This window comes from Stenotrophomonas sp. Sm2128 (assembly GCF_030985535.1).
GTDB classification, from domain to species: Bacteria; Pseudomonadota; Gammaproteobacteria; order Xanthomonadales; family Xanthomonadaceae; genus Stenotrophomonas; species Stenotrophomonas maltophilia.
In genome coordinates this window covers 1-24,359 of the sequence record NZ_JAPTFQ010000060.1, presented here as the reverse complement: position 1 = coordinate 24,359, position 24,359 = coordinate 1, and the positions used below count along the sequence as shown (strand labels likewise).

At 67.2% G+C, this 24,359-nt stretch carries 19 protein-coding genes; 15 read left to right on the top strand and 4 right to left on the bottom strand.

The genetic code is table 11. The annotated features are described in order from the left end of the window. The first annotated feature begins 55 nt into the window (after window positions 1-55). The 8 genes from O0K41_RS15970 to O0K41_RS15935 all read left to right on the top strand — a co-directional run bounded on the left by O0K41_RS15970 (window position 56) and on the right by O0K41_RS15935 (window position 9,455). Window positions 56-3,178: a TonB-dependent receptor gene (locus tag O0K41_RS15970; protein WP_164222853.1), complete on the top strand. Its 3,123-nt coding sequence runs from the start codon at window positions 56-58 to the stop codon at window positions 3,176-3,178. A 53-nt stretch (window positions 3,179-3,231) separates the two neighbouring features. Beyond that, window positions 3,232-3,996 carry a Slam-dependent surface lipoprotein gene (locus tag O0K41_RS15965; RefSeq protein WP_049450888.1) on the top strand — a complete coding sequence of 255 codons (765 nt, stop codon included), beginning with the start codon at window positions 3,232-3,234 and terminating at the stop codon, window positions 3,994-3,996. Between the two features lie 90 nt (window positions 3,997-4,086). Continuing rightward, window positions 4,087-5,541 carry a porin family protein gene (locus tag O0K41_RS15960; protein ID WP_049450887.1) on the top strand — a complete coding sequence of 485 codons (1,455 nt, stop codon included), beginning with the start codon at window positions 4,087-4,089 and terminating at the stop codon, window positions 5,539-5,541. A 136-nt stretch (window positions 5,542-5,677) separates the two neighbouring features. Next, window positions 5,678-6,082, top strand: coding sequence for a response regulator (locus tag O0K41_RS15955; protein WP_024956513.1), 405 nt, complete (start codon window positions 5,678-5,680; stop codon window positions 6,080-6,082). A 9-nt stretch (window positions 6,083-6,091) separates the two neighbouring features. Then, a complete protein-coding gene (locus O0K41_RS15950) occupies window positions 6,092-7,687 on the top strand; it encodes a PAS domain-containing protein (protein ID WP_049450885.1) in 1,596 nt (531 codons plus the stop codon). A gap of 70 nt (window positions 7,688-7,757) precedes the next feature. Further along, window positions 7,758-8,099, top strand: a complete 342-nt coding sequence (locus O0K41_RS15945) for a type II toxin-antitoxin system prevent-host-death family antitoxin (protein WP_005413623.1) — start codon at window positions 7,758-7,760, stop codon at window positions 8,097-8,099. Window positions 8,100-8,102: 3 nt separating this feature from the next. Then, window positions 8,103-8,729, top strand: coding sequence for an AAA family ATPase (locus tag O0K41_RS15940; protein WP_024956515.1), 627 nt, complete (start codon window positions 8,103-8,105; stop codon window positions 8,727-8,729). 105 nt (window positions 8,730-8,834) lie between these two features. Next, entirely contained in the window at window positions 8,835-9,455 is a 621-nt protein-coding gene (locus tag O0K41_RS15935) for a hypothetical protein (protein ID WP_108269790.1), read from the top strand. 84 nt (window positions 9,456-9,539) lie between these two features. On the opposite strand, the gene proP is transcribed toward O0K41_RS15935, so the two are convergent. Then, on the bottom strand, window positions 9,540-11,027 hold the full coding sequence (gene proP / locus O0K41_RS15930; RefSeq protein ID WP_005413620.1) for a glycine betaine/L-proline transporter ProP: 1,488 nt from the start codon (window positions 11,025-11,027) through the stop codon (window positions 9,540-9,542). Window positions 11,028-11,507: 480 nt separating this feature from the next. On the opposite strand from proP, the gene O0K41_RS15925 reads away from it, so the two are divergent. The 3 genes from O0K41_RS15925 (at window position 11,508) to O0K41_RS15915 (ending at window position 14,701) form a co-directional block, all read left to right on the top strand. Continuing rightward, a complete protein-coding gene (locus O0K41_RS15925; protein WP_149501144.1) occupies window positions 11,508-11,924 on the top strand; it encodes a host attachment family protein in 417 nt (138 codons plus the stop codon). A 5-nt stretch (window positions 11,925-11,929) separates the two neighbouring features. Continuing rightward, window positions 11,930-12,253: a thioredoxin family protein gene (locus O0K41_RS15920; RefSeq protein WP_049450880.1), complete on the top strand. Its 324-nt coding sequence runs from the start codon at window positions 11,930-11,932 to the stop codon at window positions 12,251-12,253. Between the two features lie 96 nt (window positions 12,254-12,349). Next, complete coding sequence (locus O0K41_RS15915; RefSeq protein WP_108269792.1) at window positions 12,350-14,701, top strand: GH92 family glycosyl hydrolase; 2,352 nt, start codon at window positions 12,350-12,352, stop codon at window positions 14,699-14,701. A gap of 164 nt (window positions 14,702-14,865) precedes the next feature. Here the strand turns inward: O0K41_RS15915 and O0K41_RS15910 are convergent, their stop codons facing one another. Next, window positions 14,866-16,245, bottom strand: a complete 1,380-nt coding sequence (locus tag O0K41_RS15910) for a sensor histidine kinase (protein WP_108269793.1) — start codon at window positions 16,243-16,245, stop codon at window positions 14,866-14,868. After that, window positions 16,238-16,912: a response regulator gene (locus O0K41_RS15905; protein WP_005413615.1), complete on the bottom strand. Its 675-nt coding sequence runs from the start codon at window positions 16,910-16,912 to the stop codon at window positions 16,238-16,240. Before O0K41_RS15905 ends, O0K41_RS15910 begins: the two co-directional genes overlap by 8 nt. A 62-nt stretch (window positions 16,913-16,974) precedes the next feature. On the opposite strand from O0K41_RS15905, the gene O0K41_RS15900 reads away from it, so the two are divergent. The 3 genes from O0K41_RS15900 to O0K41_RS15890 are packed head-to-tail and all read left to right on the top strand — an operon-like array spanning window position 16,975 to window position 22,465. Next, entirely contained in the window at window positions 16,975-18,222 is a 1,248-nt protein-coding gene (locus O0K41_RS15900) for a TolC family protein (protein ID WP_099604801.1), read from the top strand. Next, window positions 18,219-19,391, top strand: coding sequence for an efflux RND transporter periplasmic adaptor subunit (locus O0K41_RS15895; RefSeq protein WP_099604802.1), 1,173 nt, complete (start codon window positions 18,219-18,221; stop codon window positions 19,389-19,391). Before O0K41_RS15900 ends, O0K41_RS15895 begins: the two co-directional genes overlap by 4 nt. Next, entirely contained in the window at window positions 19,388-22,465 is a 3,078-nt protein-coding gene (locus O0K41_RS15890; RefSeq protein WP_088436402.1) for a CusA/CzcA family heavy metal efflux RND transporter, read from the top strand. The genes O0K41_RS15895 and O0K41_RS15890 overlap by 4 nt, the downstream gene beginning before the upstream one ends. A gap of 100 nt (window positions 22,466-22,565) precedes the next feature. Here the strand turns inward: O0K41_RS15890 and O0K41_RS15885 are convergent, their stop codons facing one another. After that, window positions 22,566-23,309: an SDR family oxidoreductase gene (locus O0K41_RS15885; protein WP_049396096.1), complete on the bottom strand. Its 744-nt coding sequence runs from the start codon at window positions 23,307-23,309 to the stop codon at window positions 22,566-22,568. Window positions 23,310-23,414: 105 nt separating this feature from the next. Here O0K41_RS15885 and O0K41_RS15880 point away from each other — a divergent pair, with 105 nt between their 5' ends. After that, window positions 23,415-24,356, top strand: coding sequence for a LysR family transcriptional regulator (locus O0K41_RS15880; RefSeq protein ID WP_088436401.1), 942 nt, complete (start codon window positions 23,415-23,417; stop codon window positions 24,354-24,356). The last annotated feature ends 3 nt before the right edge of the window (window positions 24,357-24,359 follow it).

Genomic DNA, 24,359 nt, shown 5'->3' with positions numbered 1-24,359 from the left:
TGCCACCGGCACCGGATGTGCCCGTGGTCCCGCCACGCTTGAGGAGTTCCTGTCCATGCCGTCCACGGCATCCGCCTGTCATCGTCGCGTCACCGTTCTGGCCCTGGCCATCTCCACTGCATTGCTGCCGCTGGCCTGGGCGCCGGGCGTGCAGGCGCAACCGGCGGTCGTCGCGCCGTTGCGCCAGTACACGATTCCGGAACAGCCCCTGGCCGACGCTGTGCGTGCCTTTGGCCGCCAGGCCGATGCGCAGGTGGTGTTCCGCAGTGACCTGGTGGAGGGCCGCCGCTCCAGTGCGGTGAACGGCGAGTACAGCCAGATGCAGGCGCTGCAGCAGCTGTTGCGCGGGAGTGGCGTGCGCGCACAGCGCGGCATGGACGGCACCTGGAGCCTGCGGGCCGCAGCGGAGGCGGGTGAAGGGGAAGGGGTGCGGCTGACCGAAACACTGGACGTGGCCGGTCGACTGCAGTCGGAAGGGGGCGAGGCGCGTGATCGGCGCGGCTACGATGATGTGTTCGCGCTGGACCTGACCACGGCGTATTCGGGGCGCGACCGGGTGGAGCGCTACCGCGGCTCCAACCCGGCCGACGTGGTCAAGGATCTGGTCGGTGTGTTCAGTGGCGATGCGCGCAACAGCGGCGCGCTGGACATCAACATCCGTGGCATCCAGGGGCCGGGGCGGGTGCCGGTCAGCATCGACGGTGGTGAGCAGGCGCTCACGGTCTGGCGCGGTTACAACGGCGTCAGCAACCGCAATTACATCGATCCCAACCTGATAGGTGGCATCCAGGTCATCAAGGGGCCAGGGCTGGTGCGCGATGTGCACAGCGGGATCGGTGGCGCGCTGGTGATCAAGACCATCGACGTCGATGACATCGTGGAAGCGGGTGAGCGCTTCGGCGGGGAGCTGAAGATCGAAGGCAGCAGCAATGCGGTGGCGCCGCGCCTGCCGCGGCTGCACACCGGCGAGGATTACCGTACCGTGCCGGGGTTCCCGCAGGGCTCGCCGAACTCACCCTACGACGACCGCACCCTGGTGGTGCCGGTGAAATCGCGTAGTGGCAACAACCCCTTCGATGGCGAGGACCAGGCCTGGCGCCTGGCGCTGGGCGTGCGTGGCAACAACGTCGACCTGATGGCCGCCTATGCCTGGCGCAAGCGCGGCAACTACTTCTCCGGGTCCAACGGTAGCGCCTACTACGACCAGGACCGGCGCGAGCAGTTCGAGTACCAAGGCATCGACTACATCACCACACTGGCGCGCTACTTCAAGCCAGGCGATGAAGTGCCCAATACTTCCAGCGAACAGGAATCCTGGCTGGTCAAGGGCAGCTGGCAGATCAACGATGACCAGCAGTTGAAGGCGACCTGGCGGCGCACGCTGTCGCACTACGGCGAGATCATGCCGTCGCGCATCCTGTCGGCCCCGGACTACGGTCGCATCCAGTGGCCGCTCAGCCGGGTCGATTCGGATGCGTGGAACCTGGAGTACCGTTTCCAGCCCGCTGGCAGTCGTTGGCTGGACCTGTACGCCAACCTGTGGCGCACGGAAACGGAAAGCGATACCTACAGCGCTGGCGGCTTCCCGAACTTCGCAGTGGGTGATCCGGCGTGGAATCCGGACGCCAGCCCGATCCTGCGCAACACCGCGCTGGCCAACGCGCGCAATGACCGCACCGGCCTGATCCTGAGCAACCGCTTCGCGCTGCATTCGACCCTGGACCTGACTGTGGGCGGCAACTGGCAGTACGAGAAGCTGGGGTCCCGCGATCCGTACTTCGGCACCACCGATGGCTGGCGCATGTTCCCGCGTGCCGGGCGCCGCCAGGAGGGTGAAGGCTACCTCACCCTGGAGTGGCGGCCGTTCGACTTCCTCACCCTCAATGCAGGCGTGCGCTACAGCCGCTACTGGGCCTTTGACGATTTCCTCGAGGCGCACCCCGAGCTGCTGACCAAGGGCGTAGGTGGCAAGGAAGCGCAGTACACCGTGAACGAATTGCCGCCCCGTCCCGCCAATCTGCAGGCCCGCATCGACGCGTTGGAAGCACGCCGCGCCGTATGGGAAAAGCGCGGCATGGGCTGGTTCATCGACGACAGCATCCGTGCGTTGCTGGCACCGTACGAGACGCCGCGTCCGGTCCGGTACACGCGGCCCTGGCTGCCCGATGCCGATGGCAACTACACCCGCGCCGCCAATCCCTGCCTCAATGGCGAAGTGGCGGCCATTCCCGGCGTGCAGCCGGTGTTCGCCGGCAGCGACCAAGTCTGCAACATCGGCAACAGCGTACAGTCACAGCCGGTCGATGGACGCAACAGCCGCCGCCGCGACCATGCCTGGCTGCCGACCTTCTCGGCCACCGCACACCTGTCCCCGGCGGCCCGTGCCTACGTGCGTTACAGCGAAGCGGTGCGCTTCCCGAGCATGTTCGAAAGCACCATCGCCTTCTCCGGCAGCCTCAATCCGCTGCATGCGCTCAAGCCCGAGCACGCCTACAACTACGAAGTGGGCTACGTGCACAACCTGTCGGCCCTGTTCGGCAACACCGCCGATGCCGACGTCAAGCTGGCTTACTACGTGCACAAGACCCGTGACGTGATCGAACGCGATGGCAACTTCCTGTTCGACAACATCGACAAGCAGACCATCCGTGGCATCGAACTGCAGGCCCGCTTCGACAACCGGCGCTTCTTCACCGACCTGGGCATCACCCGCACGCTGGAAAACGAGGTGTGTGACGAGAGCACGGCGGTGCTCCTGGACGCGAACCGGGGACTGGTCCCGAACTGCGTGCAGGATGGTTTCGTCGGTGGCTACCTGCTGACCCAGGCCATTCCCAGGCTGTCGATCAACGGGTCGCTGGGCACGCGCCTGTTCGATGAGCGCCTGGAGCTGGGCAGCCGCATCGTGCACTACCAGCGCCACGAGAACCCTGATCTGCAGGCCTACCGTGACCGCCTGCTGAGCGGTGGCAGCGGCCTGCTCTGGCAGAACGTACCGTTCACCTGGGGAAACATCACCACCGTCGACGCCTATGCGCGCTGGCGCTTCAACGAGCATGCCAGCGTCGAACTGGTCGGCAGCAACCTCGGCAACCGCTACTACGTCGATCCAGCCACGCGGTCCACGCTGCCAGCCGCGGGTCGCACCCTGAAGCTCGGCGTCACCGCGCGCTTCTGATCTCCCACCTTCAAGCGTTGTACCCGTAGTTCCCTCAACCAAGGAGCAATACCATGAAAATGATCTCCCGTTCGGTGCTCGCCGTTGCCGCCTCGCTGGCTCTGGTCGGTGCCGCGCATGCTGCCGATATCGTCGGTGCCGCCAGTGCCAGGACCGATGCCGAGCTGTACGTGGCGGTTGGTGAATCGCAGGTCAATGGCGGCCCGCACCGCGCTGGCAAGGCCGGCATCGGTGTCGGTACCGTGTCCCAGGCCAAGCCGGTGGACTTCCAGGGCCTGAGCGCCTACTCGGCACCCACCACCGTCAATGGCGTGACGGTACGTACTCTGGCCATGCCGATCACCGGCGCACCAGGCAGCCACGCCGGCATGGGCCACTTCAACTTCGTCAAGGTCGGCAGTGGTGATGTCTGGTTCGGCGAATGGTCCAAGGATGGCGCCGCCGGTGGCTTCAACAACCGCCAGGTCTACTTCGTTGGCGACCGCGCCGGCACCACGCTGCCCGCCGGCGTGGCGTCCTACACCGTGGCCGGCCTGAACAAGTTCAACGGCAGCAACCTGCTGAGCGGCACCTTCGACGCCGACTTCGGCGCCGGCACCCTGGACGGTGCGCTGTCCGGCAATGGCCTGACCCTGGCCATCGTTGCCAACATCAACAGTGCCGATGCATCGTTCGCCGGTTCGGCCAACGTCAATGGCAGCGTCAACGGCACCACCCAGGGCCAGTTCTTCGGCGCCAACGCCGCCACCCTGGGCGGCATCGCCACCTTCGCCGGCAACAGCCAGTACGACACCGCCTTCGGCGGCAGCAAGAACTGATTGCCACGCCCCTGACGGGGCAGGGCAGGGACAAGCCGCGATCCGCCAGTCCCTGCTTCGGCCCGCTGCATGCACCGCCACGGATCGACCATGCGCCATCCCATCTTCCTTGTGATCCTGTTGCTGGCGGCTGCCGATGTGCGCGCCCAGCAGGATGATCTTCGTCGTGTGCTGGAGCAGGGCAGCGAGCTGCGCCACCAGCAGCAGGACCAGCAGCGCCTGCAGCAGGCCGAGTCGGCGCGACCGACCATCACCATCGACGGTCAGACCCTGCGCGTGGAGCGCACGGTCGACGATCTGGGCCAGGCGCTGTACCTGTCGCTGCAGCATCAGCAATGGGGCGCAGCGCAGCGCTTCCTGGACGAATACATCGAACTGCCCGGCCACGACCCGCTGCTGCGCCACTACGCGCAGGGCGGCCTGGCGCGGGTGGCCGGCAATCACCGCCGCGCGGCCAACGAGTACGAAGCACTGCTGGCGGCGCAGCCGGATTTCCTGCCGGCCCGCCTTGAGCTTGCACGTGTCCATGCCGAGGACCAGCGCGACCGCGATGCGGAGGCGTTGTTCACGGCCATCGCCGGTGGCATCAATGCCGACGACCCCACTACCGCAGGTGTACGCGGACGGGTGGACGCCTACCTGGCCGCACTGCAGGCGCGCAGGCGCTGGAAAGGAGCGCTGGCAGCCGGCCCGGCATGGAGCGACAACATCAACCGCAGCTCGGCCAGCCGCACCTGCCTGTTCGGGGTGGGCGACACCTGCATCATCCAGCGCAATCTTCCCGATGCCCAGCGCGCCATGGGCCTGGACTACGACGGCAACCTGGAGCGTCGCTGGGCATTGGCCGGTCATCACGGCGTCTATGTGCGCGCGCTTGCGTTCGGCCAGGCATGGCGCGGGCACAGCGCCTACAACGAGCTCAATGCGAGCGTGCAGGCGGGCTATAGCTGGCGCAGCGCACGGCATTCCCTGCAGATCGCGCCGAGCTATGACTACCAGGGCCTGGGCAACCGGGCTCTGCAGGGCGGCAGCGGGCTGCATGGCGAATGGCAATATGCATTGGATGCGCGCAACCTGCTCAGGCTGGAGGCCGACTGGAAGCGCCAGCGCTATCGCCAGCGCGGCCTGGCCAGCAATTACGACGGTGAGCTGGCCGCGGTGTATGCCACCTGGTTCCGTGCGCTCAACCCGCGCTGGACCCTCTTTGCCGGGCTGGACCTGAGTGACAGCCGCGCCGCCAATCCGGCCAACGGTTACCGCCAGCGTGGACTGCGCCTGGGGGCGGCGCGCCAGTGGACGGGCACCACCGCCACCGTGTTCGTGTCGTTGCGCGAGCGCGACTACGATGCGTGGAGCCCGCTGCTGGAGGCGCGGCGTGAGGACAGCGAACAGAACCTGATTGCTGTCGTGCGCAGCGAGCGCTTGGCGGTGGCCGGGCTGGTGCCCAGCCTGAGCCTGCGCTACGCGCGCATCGACAGCAACGTCGGCTGGCTGTACAGCCACGACCGCAGCCTGCTCAGCCTGAAATGGGAACGGGCCTTCTGAACGCGCCGCTGCGCTGCCACGGTGAACGCGCCGTGGCCGCGATCTTCATTCATCATCACGCGCTCTTGTAGCCCGTTTCGCGCATCCTTCGGGTGTTGCGGCAGAGCTGGGCCGCGTGTATCGAGGAGCGCCGGTCGTGCTGGAAGCGGGCAACAAACCAGAGGGCCTGAAAGGGCTGCGTGTACTGGTGGCGGAGGATGAATTCGCCATCGCGATGTTTCTGGTCGACTATCTGGAGCTGAAAGGCGCACAGGTGGTGGGGCCTGCCGGTGACCTGCAGGCGCTGGGGCGGCTGGTCGATACCCATCCCATCGATGTGGCATTGCTGGACATCAACCTGGGCGGTGAGCAGGTCTATCCGCTGGCCGATCGGCTGGCCGAGACGGGTATCCCCTTCCTGCTGACCTCCGGTTACGACGACAACCTGCCCAGCCGCTTTGCCAGCGCGCCGCGCTGTACCAAGCCTTATCACATCGAAGCGCTGGTGCAGCAGCTGGCCGCGCTGGTGGCGGCGCCGCAGGTCTCTGCGGGCATTGCCTGATTGCGCGGCATGTCGCGCCGTCCTGAAGACATCCACGCCGCCAAGCTGCGTGGCCAGATGCCACCTGCACCGCAGCTGCATGTGCGCCACGATGGCATGGCCGCGCGCATCGCCCGCCACGACTGGTCATCCACGCCGTTGGGTGCCTGCGAGCAGTGGCCGCCCCACCTGCGCGCCACCGTCGACCTGATGCTGGCCCATGGTTTCCCGATGATCGTGCTGTGGGGTGAGCAGCTGGTGCAGCTCTACAACGATGGCTATGCCGAGATTCTGGCCGACAAGCATCCCGGCGGGCTCGGCCAGCCGACCCGCGAGTGCTGGCCCGAGGTCTGGCATATCAATGGGCCCATCTACCAGCGCGTCTGGCAGGGCGAAACCATCACCTACGAGGACAAACTCTATCCCCTGGCGCGCCGCGGGCGGTTGGAGGAAGTCTGGTTCACCATTACCTACAGCCCGATTCGTGGCGAGGAAGGGCGCATCAACGGCGTGCTCGTGACCATGTTCGAGACCACAGCGGCGCATGTGGCCCAATCGGCACGCGAGCGCGAAGAGCAGAAGCGGCGGGAGGCGGACCGGCGCCTGGCATTGGCCTTCAAGGTGCTGCCGGTGGGCGTCTGCATTGTCGACACCGAAGGGCGCCTGCAGCTGTCCAACGACCAGATGCGTGCCTACCTGCCCAGCGGCAAGGTGCCCTCCACGGATGAGGTGAACCTGCATCGCTGGCGTGGCTGGCATGCGGACGGCAGCGCCATCGGGCCGGAGGATTTCGCCATCGCCCGTGCGATGCGCGGCGAGACCGTGGTGCCGGGGCTGGAGTTCCAGTATCTGCATGACGATGGGCGCGCGCGCTGGACCCGGGTCGCGGCCGCGCCCCTGCGCGATGGCGACGGTGAGGTCAGCGGCGTATTTGCCATCGCCGTGGACATCGACGATCTCAAGCGTGCCACCGAGCGCCAGTCTGTATTGCTGGCCGAACTGCAGCACCGGGTGCGCAACATCATGTCGACCATCCATGCCATTGCCTGGCGGACCCGCGAGTCGGTCAGCAGCGTGGATGAATACGCTGAACGGTTGTGCGGGCGACTGATGTCGCTGGCGCGCACGCAGAGCCTGCTGACTCGCGGCGCCAATGCCGGGGTCTGCCTGCGTGGCATGCTCGATGAGGAGATCGCGGCGCAGACGCCGGCAGCGGCGGCCTACCGCCTGCAGGGCGAGGATGTGCTGCTGCCGCCGAAGGCGGCCGAAGTACTGTCCCTGGCGATCCACGAGCTGGCGAGCAATGCCCTGCGGCATGGCGCACTGACCCATGAGGATGGTCGGATCGAGGTGACCTGGGATCTGCAGGTTCAGGCCGGCCAGCCATGGCTGGGTCTGCACTGGTGCGAGCGCCATGCCGAACTGGAGGACTGGGAGCAGCCCCGGCAGCGTGGCCTTGGCCGGGCGCTGATCGAGCAGCGCGTGCCCTACGAACTCGCCGGCAGCGGCGAGCTGCGCTTTGGCCCGCAGGGCCTGGACGCCTGGATCCGCTTTCCGCTGCGCGAGCGAGACAGCCTGCTGCAGACCGACGCTCCCGGCGCGGCGGCGGGCGGTTCCGGCAGGTAAAAGTCCATTTATCCCCAATTGGGCCAAATTGGGCATAATGGCCTCAACTGTCCCCGTCTGGAGCCGTGCCATGACCCTGCCGCTGGATCTGCCTGGCCTCGAAAAGGCCCCCGCGTCGTCGGTGAAGACCCGTGGCTGGCCGAGCCTGATGCGCACCGTGCGCGAGAAGCAGGCGCTGGTCATCACCAACCACAACCACCCCGAAGCGGTGATCGTGGACATCCGCACCTACCAGGAACTGCTGGCCAAGGCCGCTGGCGGCGATGCCGGTGAGCGCAGCGAAGAACTGCTGCGCCTGCGCGGTGAGTTTGACCAGACCCTGGCCAGCCTGCAGCGCGGGGAGGGGCTGGGCAAGGTGCTGGGCCAGCCGATCCGCCGCGGTCGCAAGGTCACCCTCGGCCGCCCGCTCTGACCGATGGGGCGGATCCTGGTGCTTGCCGGCGTCAATGGCGCCGGCAAGAGTTCGCTGCTGGGTACCTGGCTGGAAGCCGAAGGGCTGGGCTGGTTCAACCCCGATTCGTTCACCCGGCGCCTGGTGGAGGCCGGCTGGCCGCTGCCCGATGCCAATGCGGAGGCCTGGCAGGAAGGCACCCGCCGCCTGCGCCAGGCCATGGCCGATGGCACGGACTTCGCCTTCGAGACCACGTTGGGCGGCAACACCATTCCAGGCCTGCTGCGCGAGGCCTGTGAGCAGCATCATGTGGCGGTATGGTTCTGCGGCCTGGCCAGCGTCGAGCTGCACATCGCCCGCGTCGCTGCGCGGGTAGCGGCCGGTGGCCACGATATTCCGGTGGAGAAGATCCACGCCCGCTTCGATTCGGCGCGCGAGAACCTGCTGGACCTGCTGCCACACCTGGCCGAGCTGCATGTCTACGACAACAGCGCTCCCGCCGACGCCGACGGCTGCGTCGAGCCGCTGCCGGTGCTGGCGATGGCGCATGGCCAGCTGCAGTACCCGGTCTCGGTGGCCGAGCTGCTGCATACGCCGGATTGGGCCAAGCCCATCGTGATGCGTGCGATGGAGTTGAACACCTCGGATTAGATCCACGCCATACGTGGATACCTTTCACACATCGCGCGAAATCGCGCCGTGTACGACTGCCACCGGAGCTGCGGTTAGACTGACCGCACACTCAAGGAGGATGACATGCACGGACCTGCGACGTTCCGCTCCAGTTCCATCTGCCTGGTGCTCGCTGCGCTGGCGCTGGCGCTGTCCTGCATGCCGACGATGGCCGCGTCGCCTGCCGCCAAGCGACCATCGCCGCCCAGCCTGGTGCAGGCCTTCCACGCCGCCGAAGCCAACCTGCGGCTGATTCCCGGCGGCGACATTGAATCCGACTTCCGCCCGGTTTGGACCGCTGTTGCCGATCTCGATGGCGATGGCCGTGCCGAGGTCGTGTATTTCTACACGTCCGACTATTCCGGCGGCAGCTTCGCCCAAAGCAACGTTGTTGCGGTGATGACGGCGCTGACGGCAAACGATCCGCGCGGCCAGGAGAACCCGAACAGCCTGTCGCCGGTGGAAGCAGAGGACTATGCCGCCATCCGCAGGTATGGCTATGCTGACGACGCGGCTGAACAGATCCCAGGCGCCATCCGTGCCATCCGCATCCAGGGTGATCGCATCGTTGTCGATTTCACTGTCAGTGCCGGGGCGACGGTCTGCGAATGGAAGAGCCCGAACCGCCACGTCTGTCCGCCGGACGGAAACTACACATGGACGCTGCGTTGGACGCCGGGGAAGCTGACTCACATCAAGAAATAGCGCCAGGGAGTGCCGGGCGTATTCGCCCGGCGCCACTGGCCCCGTAGGTCCACGCCAAGCGGGGACCGCGTTCTGCGGCCAGCCTCAGGCCGGCTTCACCTGCTCAGGCTCCGCAGCCTCCGGCAGTGGTGGCAGACTCGGGTCCACCGTTACCGGCACATCGCTCTTCAACAACGCAGCGGCTTCCCTGTCGCTGCCCACTGCCGGCGGTGAGCCACGCAGCGGCAGGCCGGCGGTCTCCTTCACGAACAGCATGGTCACCAGCCCGATCACCGCCGCGCCCATCAGGTAATAGGCCGGCACCAGCGGGTCGCCGGTACGTTCCACCAGCCACGCGGTCACCAGTGGCGTGGTGCCACCGAACAGCGACACCGACACGTTGAACGCGATCGACAGCGCGCTGTAGCGCACCGGCGTATAGAACAGCGCCGGCAGCGTGGACGGCATCGAACTGGTGAAGCACACCAGTGCCAGGCCCAGCAGCATCAGGCCAAGGAAGATCAGCCCGTCGTTGCCGCTGCCGACCAGCAGCAGGCACGGAATCGCCAGCACCAGCAGCGCGATGCAGGCACCAATGATCATCGGTCGGCGGCCCAGCCTGTCACTGAACAACCCGCCGACGATGTTCAACGGCATCATCACCAGCATCACGATGATGATCAGCAGCAGGCCCTTGCTCTCGGCATAGCCCATGGTGACGCTGAGGTAGCTGGGCATGTAGGTCAGCAGCATGTAGTCTGTGACGTTGAACACCAGCACCAGGCCCATGCACACCAGCAGTTGGCGACCATGCACCTGGAACAGTGCGCCCAGCCCCGGCCGGTCGTGCTCGCGCTTCTCGGCTTCTTCGGCGAAGGCGCGGAACGCCGGGGTTTCCTCCAGCTTCATGCGCATGTACAGGCCGAGCAGGCCCAACGGGCCGGCCACCAGGAATGGAATGCGCCAGCCCCAGTCCAGCATCTGCTCGCTGCTCAGCAGCATGTGCAGCGCAGTGACGGTACCGGCGCCTGCGATGTAGCCGCCCAGCGTGCCGAACTCCAGCCAGCTGCCCATCAACCCACGGTTGCGGTCGGTGGAATACTCGGCGATGAAGGTGGCCGCACCGCCGTACTCGCCACCGGTGGAGAAGCCCTGCACCACGCGCGCCAGCAGCAACAGCACCGGCGCCCAGATGCCGATGCGCTCGTAGGACGGAATCAGGCCGATCGCAAACGTGCCCAGCGCCATCAGGATCATGGTGAACGCCAGCACTTTCTGGCGCCCATAACGGTCGCCGAGCGGGCCGAACACAAGGCCGCCGAGCGGACGCACCAGGAACGCCACGGTAAAGGTGGCGAAGGCGGCGATCACCTGTGCGGTGGGGTTGCTGGACGGGAAGAACACCTGGCCGATGGTGACGGCCAGATAGCCGTAGACACCGAAGTCGAACCACTCCATGGCATTGCCGAGTGCGGCCGCGCCGACGGCGCGCTTGAGCATGGGCGTGTCGACGACGGTGATCTCATCGACCTTCAGATGGCGGCGGCGTTTGAACCAGCCGAAATGGGCATGTGCATCGGGGGTGTCCTGCATGGGGGCTCCCTGGGAGGTTTGAAATGGAGAAAACGGCCGCATGCGTGGATGCACGCGCACGGCGAGGCACCGCCGTGTCGGCGGAAGCACGGCAACGGGACCACGACGGCCGCGCGGTCAGCGGCCGGGAATCACAGCGATGCGGGGGATGCAGGCGAAGTGCCTGCGGGCGTCATCCGCCAGGATCCAGCGCGAGGCGATGGATGGGCGGAGCAGGAACATGCGTGGCAAGCGAAGCGCCGGTCGGCAGTGCTTTCCACGTAACAGGTGCGCCCGTCACGTAGTGGGTCGTGTCGATCATCCGTCCATCATAACGGCACGCGCGTGAGCGTGCAGCGAAGCGCAGTTGTCTGCACGCTGTGTTCCATCATGCCTGTTCATCTGCAAAGCAATGATGACGTGCGTTGAACGGAATCTGGTCGTGCTGCTCACATGCCGCCCTCTACGTTGTGGGCGAACGCAACAGAGAAGGAGCATCGCATGACCCGTCGCATTCCCAAAGGTACGCTTGTGGTTGTCGCCGATGGCGGTTCGGCCCGTGTATTCACCAATGTCGGCAGCGATCACCAGCTGGCCTTGAAGCAGGAAGGCGAACTGCGCCCGCAGGACATCAGCGAGCAGGGTGTATCCGGGCAGGGGCCTGCGGGTGCAGTGCCGAAGGACATGTCGGTATCCCAGCTCAACGAGGCGACGTTCGCCAAGCAGGTGGCGGAACAGCTCAATGAGGATGCGTTGAAGAACCGCTATGCACACCTGGTGTTGATCGCTGATCCGACCACGCTGGGACGCATCCGTCCGCTGCTGCACAAGGAAACCCAGGCCCGCCTGCTGGGCGACATCGCCAAGGACCTGACCAACGCGCCGTTGGCGGATATCCAGAAGGCGCTGGCGGCGTAGCGCGGATGCCATTCATGCGCGATCACCTGTCGGCGGAGCCCGACCGCTTGGATGTGGAGGCGCAGGTCGGCTGGCTGCTTCTCGAGTTTGGCGCGCCCTGGTGTGGCCACTGCCAGGCCGCGCAGCCCGCGTTGCAGGCCTTTGTCGAAGCGAACGATCTGCCGCACTGGAAGATCGAGGATGGCAAGGGCAGGCCCCTGGGCCGAGCGTTCAAAGTGAAGCTGTGGCCGACGGTGGTGCTGCTGCACGATGGAGACGAGGTCGCGCGGGTGGTGAGGCCGCTGGACAGCGCGGACCTCATGGCGTTGCAGGGCGCGCTTCCCGATTGAGGAGTGAACCGGGCGCGGCACGCGGGGCAGTCGCACTGCAGCATGCGGCGTGACAGGCCCGGTGCTAGCATCAGGCTATCACCTGAATCGATCCAAATGCCGATGCCCACGCTGGACCGTCGTCTCCTGATCGCTGTCGCCGCCACGGCGATGCTCGCTTCCGGCCTGGCTTCGGCCGCGCCTGCCAGAACCGCCGCCGACAAGGCCTATGCATCGGTGGACCCGTTCATCGGCACCGGTGGCGAAGGTCACACCTATCCGGGTGCGACGGTACCGTTCGGCATGGTCCAGCTCAGCCCGGATACCCGTATCCAGCCGCGCGAGAAGGCCTACGGTTGGGCGGCCGGCTACCGCTACGACGACAGCAGCATCGTCGGCTTCTCGCACACCCATTTTTCGGGCACTGGCCATTCCGATCTGGGCGACATCCTGCTGATGCCGTTCACCGGCAGCCGCGGCCTGGAGCGTGGCGATCCCGAGAAGCCGCGCAGCGGCTATGCCTCCCGCTTCCGCCATGATGACGAGAAGGCGGAGCCGGGCTACTACGCGGTCACGTTGGATGATTACAAGGTGCGTGCCGAGCTGACCACCAGTACCCGCGTGGGCGTGCATCGCTATGCGTTCCCCAAGGGTACCGACGCCAAGGTGCTGCTGGACATGCGCACCAGCATGTACGACTACCCGGGCAAGGTGTTGTGGTCGCGGGTGCGGGTGCGTGCCGACGGCACGGTGACCGGCTTCCGCGAGACGCGTGGCTGGGCGCCGGGCCGCCAGCTGTATTTCGCGATGCGCTTCTCGCGCCCGCTGGCCGGGCATGAGCTGCACAACACCGAGCAGGACATCGTCTACAAGGGCTTCCCGCCGCCGGGCGAGAAGGATCCGTCCCAGCGCGCACAGATCGAGGGCCGTCAGCTGGTCGGTACCTTCGCATTCGGCAAGCTGGACGCACCGCTGGTGGTCAAGGTTGCCATCTCGCCGGTCAGCGAGGCCGGCGCCATTGCCAACCTCGACGCGGAAGTGGCCGACTTCGATTTCGACCGCGTGCGTGCGCAGGCGAAACAGGAATGGACGCAGGCGCTGTCGGTGCTCGACATCGATGCACCCGAGCACGCTCGCCGCAGCGCCTATACCGCGCTGTACCACACACTGTTGGGGCCGACGCTGTTCATGGATGCCGATGGCCAGTATCGCGGTTCGGACAATGCCGTGCACAAGGCCGATGGTTTCACGAACTATTCGACGTTCTCGCTGTGGGATACCTACCGTGCGTTGCATCCGTTGCTGACCCTGGTGCAGCCGGAGAAGCGCAACAGCGACTTCGTCAATTCGATGCTGGCCCACCATGAGCACAGCCCCTACGGCATGCTGCCGGTGTGGTCGTTCCATGGCCTGGAAGACTGGTGCATGATCGGCTACCACGCCGTGCCGGTGATCGCCGACGCCTATGTGAAGGGCATTCGTGGCTTCGACGCCGACAAGGCGCTGAAGGCGATGGTCGAGACCGCCAATTACGGCCCCTATGACGGTATCGCACAGTACCGCGAGCTGGGCTACGTACCGATCGACGAGGAAGGTGAAGCGGCCAGCAAGACGCTGGAATACGCCTTCGATGACTGGACCATCGCACGCATGGCGCAGGCGATGGGCAAGGGCGATATCGCGGCGACCTTCGACAAGCGCGCGGCCAACTGGCGCAATGCGTTCGACAAGGACACCGGCTTCATGCGCGCACGCAAGCGCGACGGCAGTTTCCGCGCCCCGTTCGACCCCAGCGCCAGCGGCTACGGAACCGACTACACCGAGGGCAACGCCTGGCAGTATTCCTGGTATGTGCCGCAGGACGTGGCCGGGCTGGCGGCAGCGCACGGTGGCAGCGACAAGCTGCTCGCGCGCCTGGACGAGGTGTTCAACGCCAAGGTGGATCCGTCCATCTTCGAGCACATGGAAGACATCACCGGGCTGATCGGCTGGTATGCACATGGCAACGAACCCAGCCACCATGTGGCCTACCTGTACTCGTACGCTGGCCAGCCGTGGCGCACCCAGGCGCGCCTGAAGCAGATCATGGACACCCAGTACGCCGACCGTCCGGATGGCCTGGCCGGCAACGATGACGTCGGCCAGATGTCGGCGTGGTATGTGTTCACCGCGCTGGGCTTCTATCCGGTGGCACCGGGCTCGGGCGAGTACATCCTCGGCCGCCCGTTCCTGCCGAAGACCGCGATGCGCCTGCCCAACGGCAAGACGTTCACCATCGTGGCCGATGGCCTGGATGACAAGCACACCTATGTGGGCAGCGTGAGCCTCAACGGCAAGCCGCTGCAGCGCACCTTCCTGCGCCACGACGAGATCCTGGCCGGTGGCGAGCTGCGCTTCAGCATGCAGGCCGAGCCGAACAAGGACTGGCCGGGGCAGGGCGCGCAGGCGCCGTACTCGATGAGCCGGTGATGCGGGGCGGCGCAGTCCTGCCGCCGCCATTGCCCCGCACCTGGTAGGTGCCAACCTTGGTTGGCACGCGGGAGGTCAACGGTGACCACCAAGGTGGCCGTCTACCGGAATCCGTGGGTCGGGGTGCTTTTGGTAGGTGCCAACCTTGGTTGGCACGCAGGACGTCAACGCGAACGGAACCGCACCCCCACCCGCGCGCCACCGAGCGGCGCCGTTTCGATCTTCAACATCGCACCATGTCGCTGCGCGATCTCCGCCACGATCGCCAACCCCAGCCCGCAGCCATCGCCTTCGCTGCTGGCCCGGTAGAAGCGTTCCGTGACGCGCGTGCGTTCGGCTTCGGCAATGCCGGCGCCGTCATCGTCAACCCATGCCTGCACGCCTTCGGTCTCCTGCCGAACGCCGAGGGTGATTACGCCGGGCACGGCACCGTAGCGCAGCGCGTTGTCCAGCAGGTTGCCCAACGCTTCGCGCAGCAGCTGCGGATCGCCCTGCACCTGCACGCCGTCGTCTGGCCCCTCGTAGCCCAGGTCAACGCCCGCCGCCAACGCACGGTCGGCGTAGCGCTCCACCACCCCGCGTGCCAACGCAGCCAGGTCCACCGGTTGCAGTGGCAGTGCGCTGCCATGCGGATCTTCCGAGCGGCTGAGCATCAGCAGCTGGTTGACCAGATGCTGCAAGCGGGCCAGCCCGGCAAGCGTGCCGGACAGCGCCAGCTGCTGGGCCTGCGGGTCGTGCTGGCGCAATGAACTCTCCAGCTCCACCTGCATCGCTGCCAGCGGTGTGCGCAGCTGGTGCGCGGCATTGCTGACAAAGCGCCGCTGCGCATCCTGCATCGCGTCCAGACGCTGCAGCAGCGCGTTGTAGGCCTCTACCGCCGGCCACAGTTCGCGCGGTGCCTCCTGCGCGGGGTCCAACGGTGCCAACGGATCCGGCCGCGGGCTGGCCAGCTTCCGCGCAACCAGGTTGGCATGGCGAGCGGCAGCGCCTGTACCGGACCAGGCCAGCCACGCCGCCAGTGCCAGGATCGCGGCCTGGAAGGGAACGCTGGTCAGCAGCAGCTTGCGCTCCAGCCGGTGGCGTTTGCGAAGCGTCTCAGCCACGCGCAGCCGGATGTCATGGCCCGGTCCGGCGCTGACCACCACCTCGACCATGCGCACGGCCTGACCACGCAGCTGCGCATCATAGTAGACCGCGTCGTCACTGTTGGCGGACGTCGCCGGGCGGGGCAGGGCTTCGGGCAGGTCGCCATACAGACGCCCACCCTCGGCATCGACTACCTCGCCATGCACTTCGTCGGCGGTGTCCCAGCTGAACATGCGCGAGACGGCTGGGGTGATCTCGATCGAAGCACGACCATCCTGCACCGTCACCAGCTCGGACAACGACATCGCCGAATCCAGCAGCCAGCGGTCGTAGACCTGGCCGGCATAGAACCGGGCCAGCGCAAATGAACCCACTGCGCTGCACAGCAGCAGTACCAGCAGCGGTAGCCAAAGGCGCCTGAGCAGCAGGCCACGCAGGCTGTGCACGCGCTCAGTCACCCACGGCCTCCAGCCGGTATCCAAGCCCACGCAGCATACGGATGCCGACGCCGGCGCGCGCCTGTTCCAGTTTGCGGCGCAGGCGGCTGACATGCACCTCGATCACCGACAGGTTGGCCTCGTGGTCCCAGCTGTACAGCGCATCGAACAAGCGCTGCTTGGTGACGGTGCGGCCGGGATGCTGCATCAGTGCCTCGACCAGCGACAGTTCGCGCGCGGTCAACTCGATGCGCTGGCCTTCAACCTGCACTTCATTGCGGATGCTGTCGAAGCACAACCGGCCCAGCCGTTTCTGCGCCGGTGCATCGCTGCGGCGGCGCGACAGTGCACGCAGGCGGGCTTCCAGCTCACCGAGTGCGAACGGCTTGGCCAGGTAATCGTCGCCACCGCGGTCGAGGCCGAGGATGCGGTCCTCCACACCATCGCGTGCGGTCAGGATCAGCACCGGCAGGGTGGCGCCGTCATTGCGCAGGCGCGAGAGCAGGTCCAGGCCATCGACGTCGGGCAATGAAAGGTCCAGCACCATCACGTCATACGGTGCGCTGGCCAATGCCGCCGGCGCGTGCAGTCCACGCGAGAGGTGGTCGCACAGATGACCGGCACCCTGCAGGGCGCGGATCAGTCCATCGGCCAGAGCGGCGTCGTCTTCGATCAGCAGGATTCGCATTGCAAGCTTCGTGCAAGGTTGGGGCAAGTTTGGCGCAAGTGCATCACCTTACCGTGGCGTGCATGAATTTCTCCTCTCGTCTAGCGGCCGTGCTGGCCACGCTTCTGTGCGCGCCTGCGGCTTCGGCGCTGTCCCTGCAGGAAGCGCAGCGCGCAATGGAAGCACACAACCCGGACCTGCGCGCGGCGGCACTGGAGCTGCGCGGTGTGCAGGGCGATGCGCAGACGGCTGCATTACGCCCGTCCACCGAGCTGTCGATCGGCACCAGCAAGATCAGCCCCAAGCATGGTATCGGCCCCGGACGCTGGCAGGACAAGCGGGTGGACAGCACCGTGGGCCTGGGCTGGACCTGGGAGCGCGGCGGCAAGCGCGCACTGCGCATCCGCCAGGCCGACGCGCTGCTGGAAGTGGCCGGGCTGGAGATGCTCGATGCGCGGCGTCGCCAGCAGGTGGCGCTGCATGAAACCTATTTCGGCCTGAAGGGCGCCCAGGAGCGGGCGCGGATTGCTGATGCCAACCGGCAGAGTTCGGCCGAGCAGATGGCGGCGGCGGACAAGCAGGTCGCGACAGGGGCGATGGCACCGGTGGATCGCGCGCGGCTGGCGGTGGACGATCTCGCCGTAGCCGATGCGGCGCGCGAGGCGGCCCTGGATCTGCGCGATGCACGGCATGCGCTGGGGCTGCTGCTCGGCCGCGACGACAGCCATGACCTCAGCGCCGATGATCCGTGGCCAGACCCCGCGGGCAGGGTGGATACGGGTGCGTTCGACCCGCAGCAGCGTGCCGATCTGCGCGCGGCACGTTCGCGCCTGGCCGCGGCCGACGCCGGCGTGGCGCTGGCGCGCAGCGAGCGCCAGCGCGACATCCAGCTGGGTGTGGAGGCCGAGCGCGAGCCGACCGACATCAGCGGTGTCACCTGGGGTGTGTCATTGACCATTCCGCTCGGCGGCCCGTCACGTGCACGCGGCGCGATCCAGCGTGCCGAGGCCGACCGTGACAGCGCCGCGCTGGAGCTGCAGGTACTGCAGCGCGAAGCACGCGCCGAGCTGGACCAGCTGCAGGCCAGCGCGCAGTCCGCCGCACAGCGCCGCAGCGACTATGAGGGACTGCAGTCCGACGCCGCACGCAAGGCGGTGCAGGGCATCGAACTGGCGTACCGGCGCGGCGCCGCCAGCCTGACCGATCTGCTGGATGCGCGCCGCAGTTGGCGCGACTTCGAGGCCGCGCTGATCGATGCGCGCGCCGACCATGCCATTGCCCTGGCGCGCTGGGAAGCGGCCACATCCGTTGCTGAAGGAGAGTCCCGATGAAGTCCCCCGTCGCCCATCGCCCGCGGGCGCGACACGCCGTGCTGCCGGCCTTGCTGGCGCTGGCCCTGCTGGGCGGCTGCGGCCGTGAGCCGGCGTCCTACACCGAGGATGCGCCGCAGATCAGTGCCGGCCAGATCCAGTTTCCTGCCGGCAGTCGCCAGCTGGACGTGCTGCGCAGCGAGGCGGTGACCGCCGGCGCCAGCGTCAGCCTGCAGCTGCCGGGCCGGGTGGTCTGGGACGAGACCCGTTCCAGTGCACTGCGCACGCCGTTGCCGGGGCAGGTGGCGCGCATCGAGGTGCAGCCGGGCCAGAAAGTGAAGGCCGGCCAAGTGATTGCCTGGATCACCTCGCCCGAGTTCGGCCAGGCCCAGGCGGAGGGCGTGCGTGGCCGCGCCGAGCTGCAGCAGGCGCGCAAGGAACTGGAGCGCACCCGCGAGCTGCATGCGGCGGGTGTGGCGTCGGGCCGCGAACTGGACGAGGCCGAGGCCAACTTCGCCGGCAGCCAGGCCGATCATGCGCGTGCAACCGCCTTCGCCAAGGCATATGGCAACGGCCAGCGCGTCGACCAGCGCCTGCCGCTGCGCGCGCCCATTGATGGCGTGCTGGTGGAGCGGCGGATGAGCCCGGGCATGTCGGTCAGCCCGGACAGCGAACAGCCATTGGCGATGATTGGCGATCCGGACCGCCTGTGGTTGCTGCTGGATGTTCCCGAGAGCCTGGCCGGACGCATGAAGGCGGGCATGCAGGTGAGCGTACCTGGTGCCGATGGCCAACTGCTGCAGGCGACCCTGCAGCACGTGGATGACTTCGTCGACAGCGAACGGCGCGTGGTGCAGGCGCGCGCCGAGCTGGACAACCGCGCACGCGGCTTCAAGGCGGGGCAGTACGTGCGCGCCCAGGTGGCGTTGCCGGCCGACGGCGGTGTCTCGCTGCCCGATGCGGCTGTGCTGCTGATCGACGGCAAGCAGGTGGTGTTCGTGGAGGAGGACAAGGGACGCTACGTGCGCCATGCCGTGCATGCCGAGGAACTGGGCGATGGCCGGCTGTGGGTGCGTGACGGCCTGGCGGTTGGCAGCAGGGTGGTGGTCGAGGGCGGCCTGCTGTTGCAGCAGCTGGTCGACAGCGCGCCAGCCGCCGCCAGCACCGGCGCGGGGCACGCGGCCCCATGATCGATCGCCTGATTGCCTACTGCCTGCGCCAGCCGCTGATGGTGATGCTGGCACTGCTGTTGTTCATCGGCGGCGGTATCGCCGCGTTCCGCGTGCTGCCGGTGGAGGCCTTCCCGGACGTCTCCGATACTCAGGTGACGGTGGTGTCGCTGCACCCGGGCCGCGCCGCCGAAGAGGTGGAACGCGAAGTGACGATGCCGCTGGAAGTGGCCTTGTCCGGCATTCCGCATTCGGTGCGGGTGTTCTCGCATACCCAGTTCGGCCTGTCGATGATCATCCTGACCTTCGACGACAAGGCCGATGACTACTTCGCGCGCCAGCAGGTGCTGGAGCGCCTGCAGGGCGTGGAGCTGCCGGAAGGGGTGACCCCGGAACTGGAGGCGATGAGTTCGGCGGTGGGTGAGATCTACCGGTACGTGCTGAAAGGCCCGCACATGACGCCGACCCAGCTGCGCACCGTGCAGGAATGGACGATGGAGCGCAGCCTGCGCACCGTGCCGGGCGTGGCCGATGTGATCAGCTTCGGCGGCTTCGCGCGCACGTTCCAGGTCAAGCCGGACCTGGACAAGCTGCGTGACCGCGGCATCAGCCTGGGTGAGTTCGCCGAGGCCCTGGAGAAGGGCAGCTCGAATGCCGGCGGCGGCTACGTGGAGCGCGGCCAACAGCAGTTCCTGATCCGCGGCGTAGGCCTGATGCGCTCGCCCGCCGACATCGGCAACGTGGTGGTTGCGCAGCGCGGGGGCACGCCGATCCTGGCGCGTGACCTGGCCGGCATCGCCGATACCGGCCTGCCACGGCAGGGCCTGGTCGGCCAGGACGGCAATGACGATGCGGTGTTCGGCATGGTGCTGATGCGCAAGGGCGAGAATCCGTCCGACGTGCTCGACGCCCTGCATGCGCGCATCGCCGAGATCGAGGCCAACCAGCTGCCGCACGGGGTCAGCATCGAGCCGTTCTACGACCGCTCGTGGCTGGTCTCGACCACGCTGAAAACCGTCTTCAGCAACCTGCTGGAAGGCGCGGTGCTGGTGTTCCTGGTGCTGTGGCTGTTCCTGTACAACGCCCGCGCCGCACTGATCGTGGCGGCGATGATGCCGCTTGCGCTGCTGTCGACCTTCCTCGGCCTGCACCTGTGGGGCGTGCCGGCCAACCTGCTGTCGTTGGGTGCGATGGACTTCGGCATCATCATCGATGGCGCGGTGATCGTGACCGAGCACATCGTCTCGCGATTGTCGAAGCTGCCACCTGCGGCCGACCGGAAGACACGGTTCTCGACCATTCTGTCGGCCGCATTGGAAGTGGGCCGCCCGACGTTCTTCTCGATGCTGATCATCATCGCCGCACACATCCCGATCTTCACCCTGCAGCGCCAGGAAGGACGCATGTTCGCGCCGATGGCGTACTCGGTGACCTCGGCCCTGATCGGTGCCTTGATCCTGGCGCTGACCGTGGTGCCCCTGTTCTGCTACTGGTGGTTGCGGCGCGACCGCATGCGCGACGGCAATCCGCTGATGGACCGCCTGACCGGCTGGTACCGGCCGATCCTGGAGCGCGCCCTGGCTCGCCCGCGTGCGGTGGTACTGACCGCGGTTGCGCTGCTGGTCGGCACGCTCGCGCTGGGCACCCGGCTGGGTTCGGAGTTCCTGCCCGAGCTGGACGAGGGCTCGATCTGGCTGACCGCCACGCTTGACCCCAGCACCAGCCTGGCCGAGGCGCAGCAGCAGTCGCGGCGCATCCGTGAGCTGGTCGGCACCTTCCCGCAGGTATCGACGGTGGTGGCCAAACTGGGGCGCCCGGAAGACGGCTCCGATGCCAAGGGCGCGAACCAGATCGAGGCGCTGGTGGCGTTGAAGCCGGAGAAGGAATGGCCGAAGGGGGTGGACAAGCGGCAGTTGGTCAGCGACCTGCAGCGCACGCTGGAGCAGCGCATTCCGGGGCCGGAGTTCTCGATCTCGCAGCCGGTGCGCGACAACATCCTGGAGAGCATCTCGCAGATCAAGGGCCAGGTGGTGATCAAGGTCAGCGGCTCGGATCTGGATGTACTCAACCAGCAGGCGCAGGCGATCCTGGGCCAGGTGCGTAGCGTGGAGGGCGTGGAGAGTGCCTTCATCGACCGTGACGGCTCACTGCCGCAGCTGCAGATCGAAATCGACCGCGACCGTGCTGCGCGCTATGGCTTGAACGTGCGCGACATTGACGAGGTGATCGAGACCGCACTGGGCGGGCGCCAGGTCGGCGAGTTGTGGGAGGGTGACCGCAGGTTTCCGATCACGCTGCGCCTGGACGATGCCGACCGTGACCTGCAACGGCTGCGTACGGTGCCGGTCGGCATCGGTGATGGGCACACGGTGACACTGTCCGACGTGGCCGACTTCCGCATGGCCAGCGGTGCGATCAACATCTCGCGCGAGAATGCACAGCGGGTCAAGGCGGTGAGCATCTTCATCGCCGGGCGTGACATGGGCAGTGTGGTGGCCGACATGCGCAAGCGCGTGGACGCCAGCGTGCAGTTGCCGGAAGGCTACCGGCTGGAGTGGTCCGGGGAGTTCGAGAACCAGCAGCGTGCGATGAAGCGGCTGGGCTGGGTGATCCCGCTGTCGGTGCTGATCATCTTCGTGCTGCTGTTCGATGCCTTCAAGGACATCAGCAGTGCGGCGCTGATCCTGGCCAACGTGCCACTGGCGATGATCGGCGGCATTCTCGCCCTGTGGTTGACCGGCATCCCGCTGTCGGTGTCGGCGGCGATCGGCTTCATTGCATTGTTCGGGCAGGCGGTCTTGAACGGGGTGGTGATGCTCAGTCGCTTCGCGCAGCTGCGCGAGCAGGGCATGGACCTGCTGCAGTCGGTGGTGCAGGGCTCGCTGCAACGCCTGCGCACGGTGCTGATGACCGCATTGCTGGCGATGTTCGGCCTGCTGCCGATGGCGACCTCGCATGCCATTGGCGCCGAGACCCAGAAGCCGCTGGCGGTGGTGGTGATCGGTGGCCTGCTGTCGGCGATGCTGCTGACCCTGCTGGTACTGCCCACGCTGTACTACTGGGTGCATCGCCGCCGCGAGGCACGCACGGGCTGACGGCGATATCCGGTCCTCCGCCCGGTAGAGGCCAACCTTGGTTGGCACGCGGCGAAGCGCCCACCAAGGTGGGCGACTACCGGTGCGCAATGGCCGCGAACTACACCATTCCGCCATTGGCGCGCAGCACCTGGCCGTTGATCCACCCGCCATCGGCACCGGCCAGGAACGCCACCGCACCCGCGATGTCCTCCGGCGTACCCAGCCGCTCCAGCGGGTTCATCTTCGCCAGCCGCTCGATCAGTTCCGGCGACTTTCCGTCCAGGAACAGGTCGGTAGCGGTCGGACCGGGAGCCACCGCGTTTACGGTGATGTTGCGCCCGCGCAGCTCCTTGCTGAGGATTGCGCCCATCGTCTCCACCGCCGCCTTGCTGGCCGCATACACGCTGTAGTTCTCCAGCCGGATGCCGACCACGCTGGTGGACAGGGTGATCAGGCGGCCACCGTCGCGCACCCGTCGCGCGCTCTCGCGCAGCACGTTGAAGGCGCCCTTGAGGTTGATGCCGATCACCCGCTCGAACAGGGCGTCGTCGGTATCGGCCAGCGGCGCCAACTGCAGCACGCCGGCACTGTTGACCACTACGTCGATACCGCCGAAGCGCGCCTCGATGGCATCGAACAGCTGCCGCACCGCCTGCGGATCGGCGACATCGGCCTGCAGCGCGATGGCCTGCGCGCCGGCGGCGTTCAGTTCGGCCGCCAAGGCTTCGGCGTCGTCGCGGCGGCCCGCATAGTTGATCGCGAGCGCGTGGCCATCGGCGGCCAGGCGGCGGGAGATGGCGGCGCCGATGCCACGGGAGCCGCCGGTGACCAGTGCGACAGAGCGGGCGGGGGAGAGGGTCATGGTCGGTTCCAGCGGGCGCGCCGGAGTGGCGCAGGGCCATCTTCGCGACATTGCCTTTTCGGATAATCCTGCATAATCCGTCAACATCATCCGGACAGCCGAACAATGGATCGTTTCACGGCCATGCGCGCCTTCGTCCGTATCGTCGAGCGCCGCAGCTTCACCCGGGCCTCCGAGGACCTGGGCCTGCCGCGGGCCACGGTGACCGACGCGATCAAGGCGCTGGAACAGCGGCTGGGCGTGCGCCTGCTACACCGGACCACCCGGCTGGTGGTGCCGACGCTGGAAGGCGAGGCCTTCTATGGCCGTTGCCTGCGCCTGATCGCCGACATGGACGATGCCGAGGCAGCGTTCCGTGATGCCCCGCCACGTGGCCCGTTGCGCATTGAAGTGCATGGCACGCTGGGCCGGCACCTGCTGTTTCCGCACCTGCCGGAGTTCCTGCAGCGCTACCCGGAGATCGAGCTGGACGTCAGTGAAGGCGACCGCTATGTCGACCTGCTGCGCGAAGGCGTGGATGCGGCGTTGCGGGTGGGGACGCTGGCCGACAGCGATCTGGCGGCGCGCCGGTTGACGATGCTGCGCGAGGTCACGGTGGCCGCGCCGGGTTATGTGCAGGCGCACGGCCTGCCCGATACCATTGAATCGCTGGAGCAAGGCCATCAGATGGTCGGCTACCGGTCCAGCGCCACTGGCCAGCTGATCCCTCTGGAGTTCCAACAGGCGGGACAGGTGCGCTACGTGCCGCTGCCGGCGCGGGTGCGTGTTTCCGGCGCGGATGCATTCCTTGGGGCCGCGTTGGCGGGCCTGGGCATCATCCAGGCGCCGCGCTACCGGATGGACCCGTATATCGCGCGCGGGCAGCTGGTCGAGCTGTTGCCTGAGACGCCGCCGACGCCAAGCCCGTTGAGCCTGGTCTACCCGCGCAACCGCACGCCGTCGCCACGCTTGCGGGTGTTCATCGACTGGGTGGCCGGGGTGTTCGAGCAGACCGGGGTTGCCGGCCAGCGGCCGGCACTACCGACCAGGGGCGCGCGCGCTGGGTAGTGC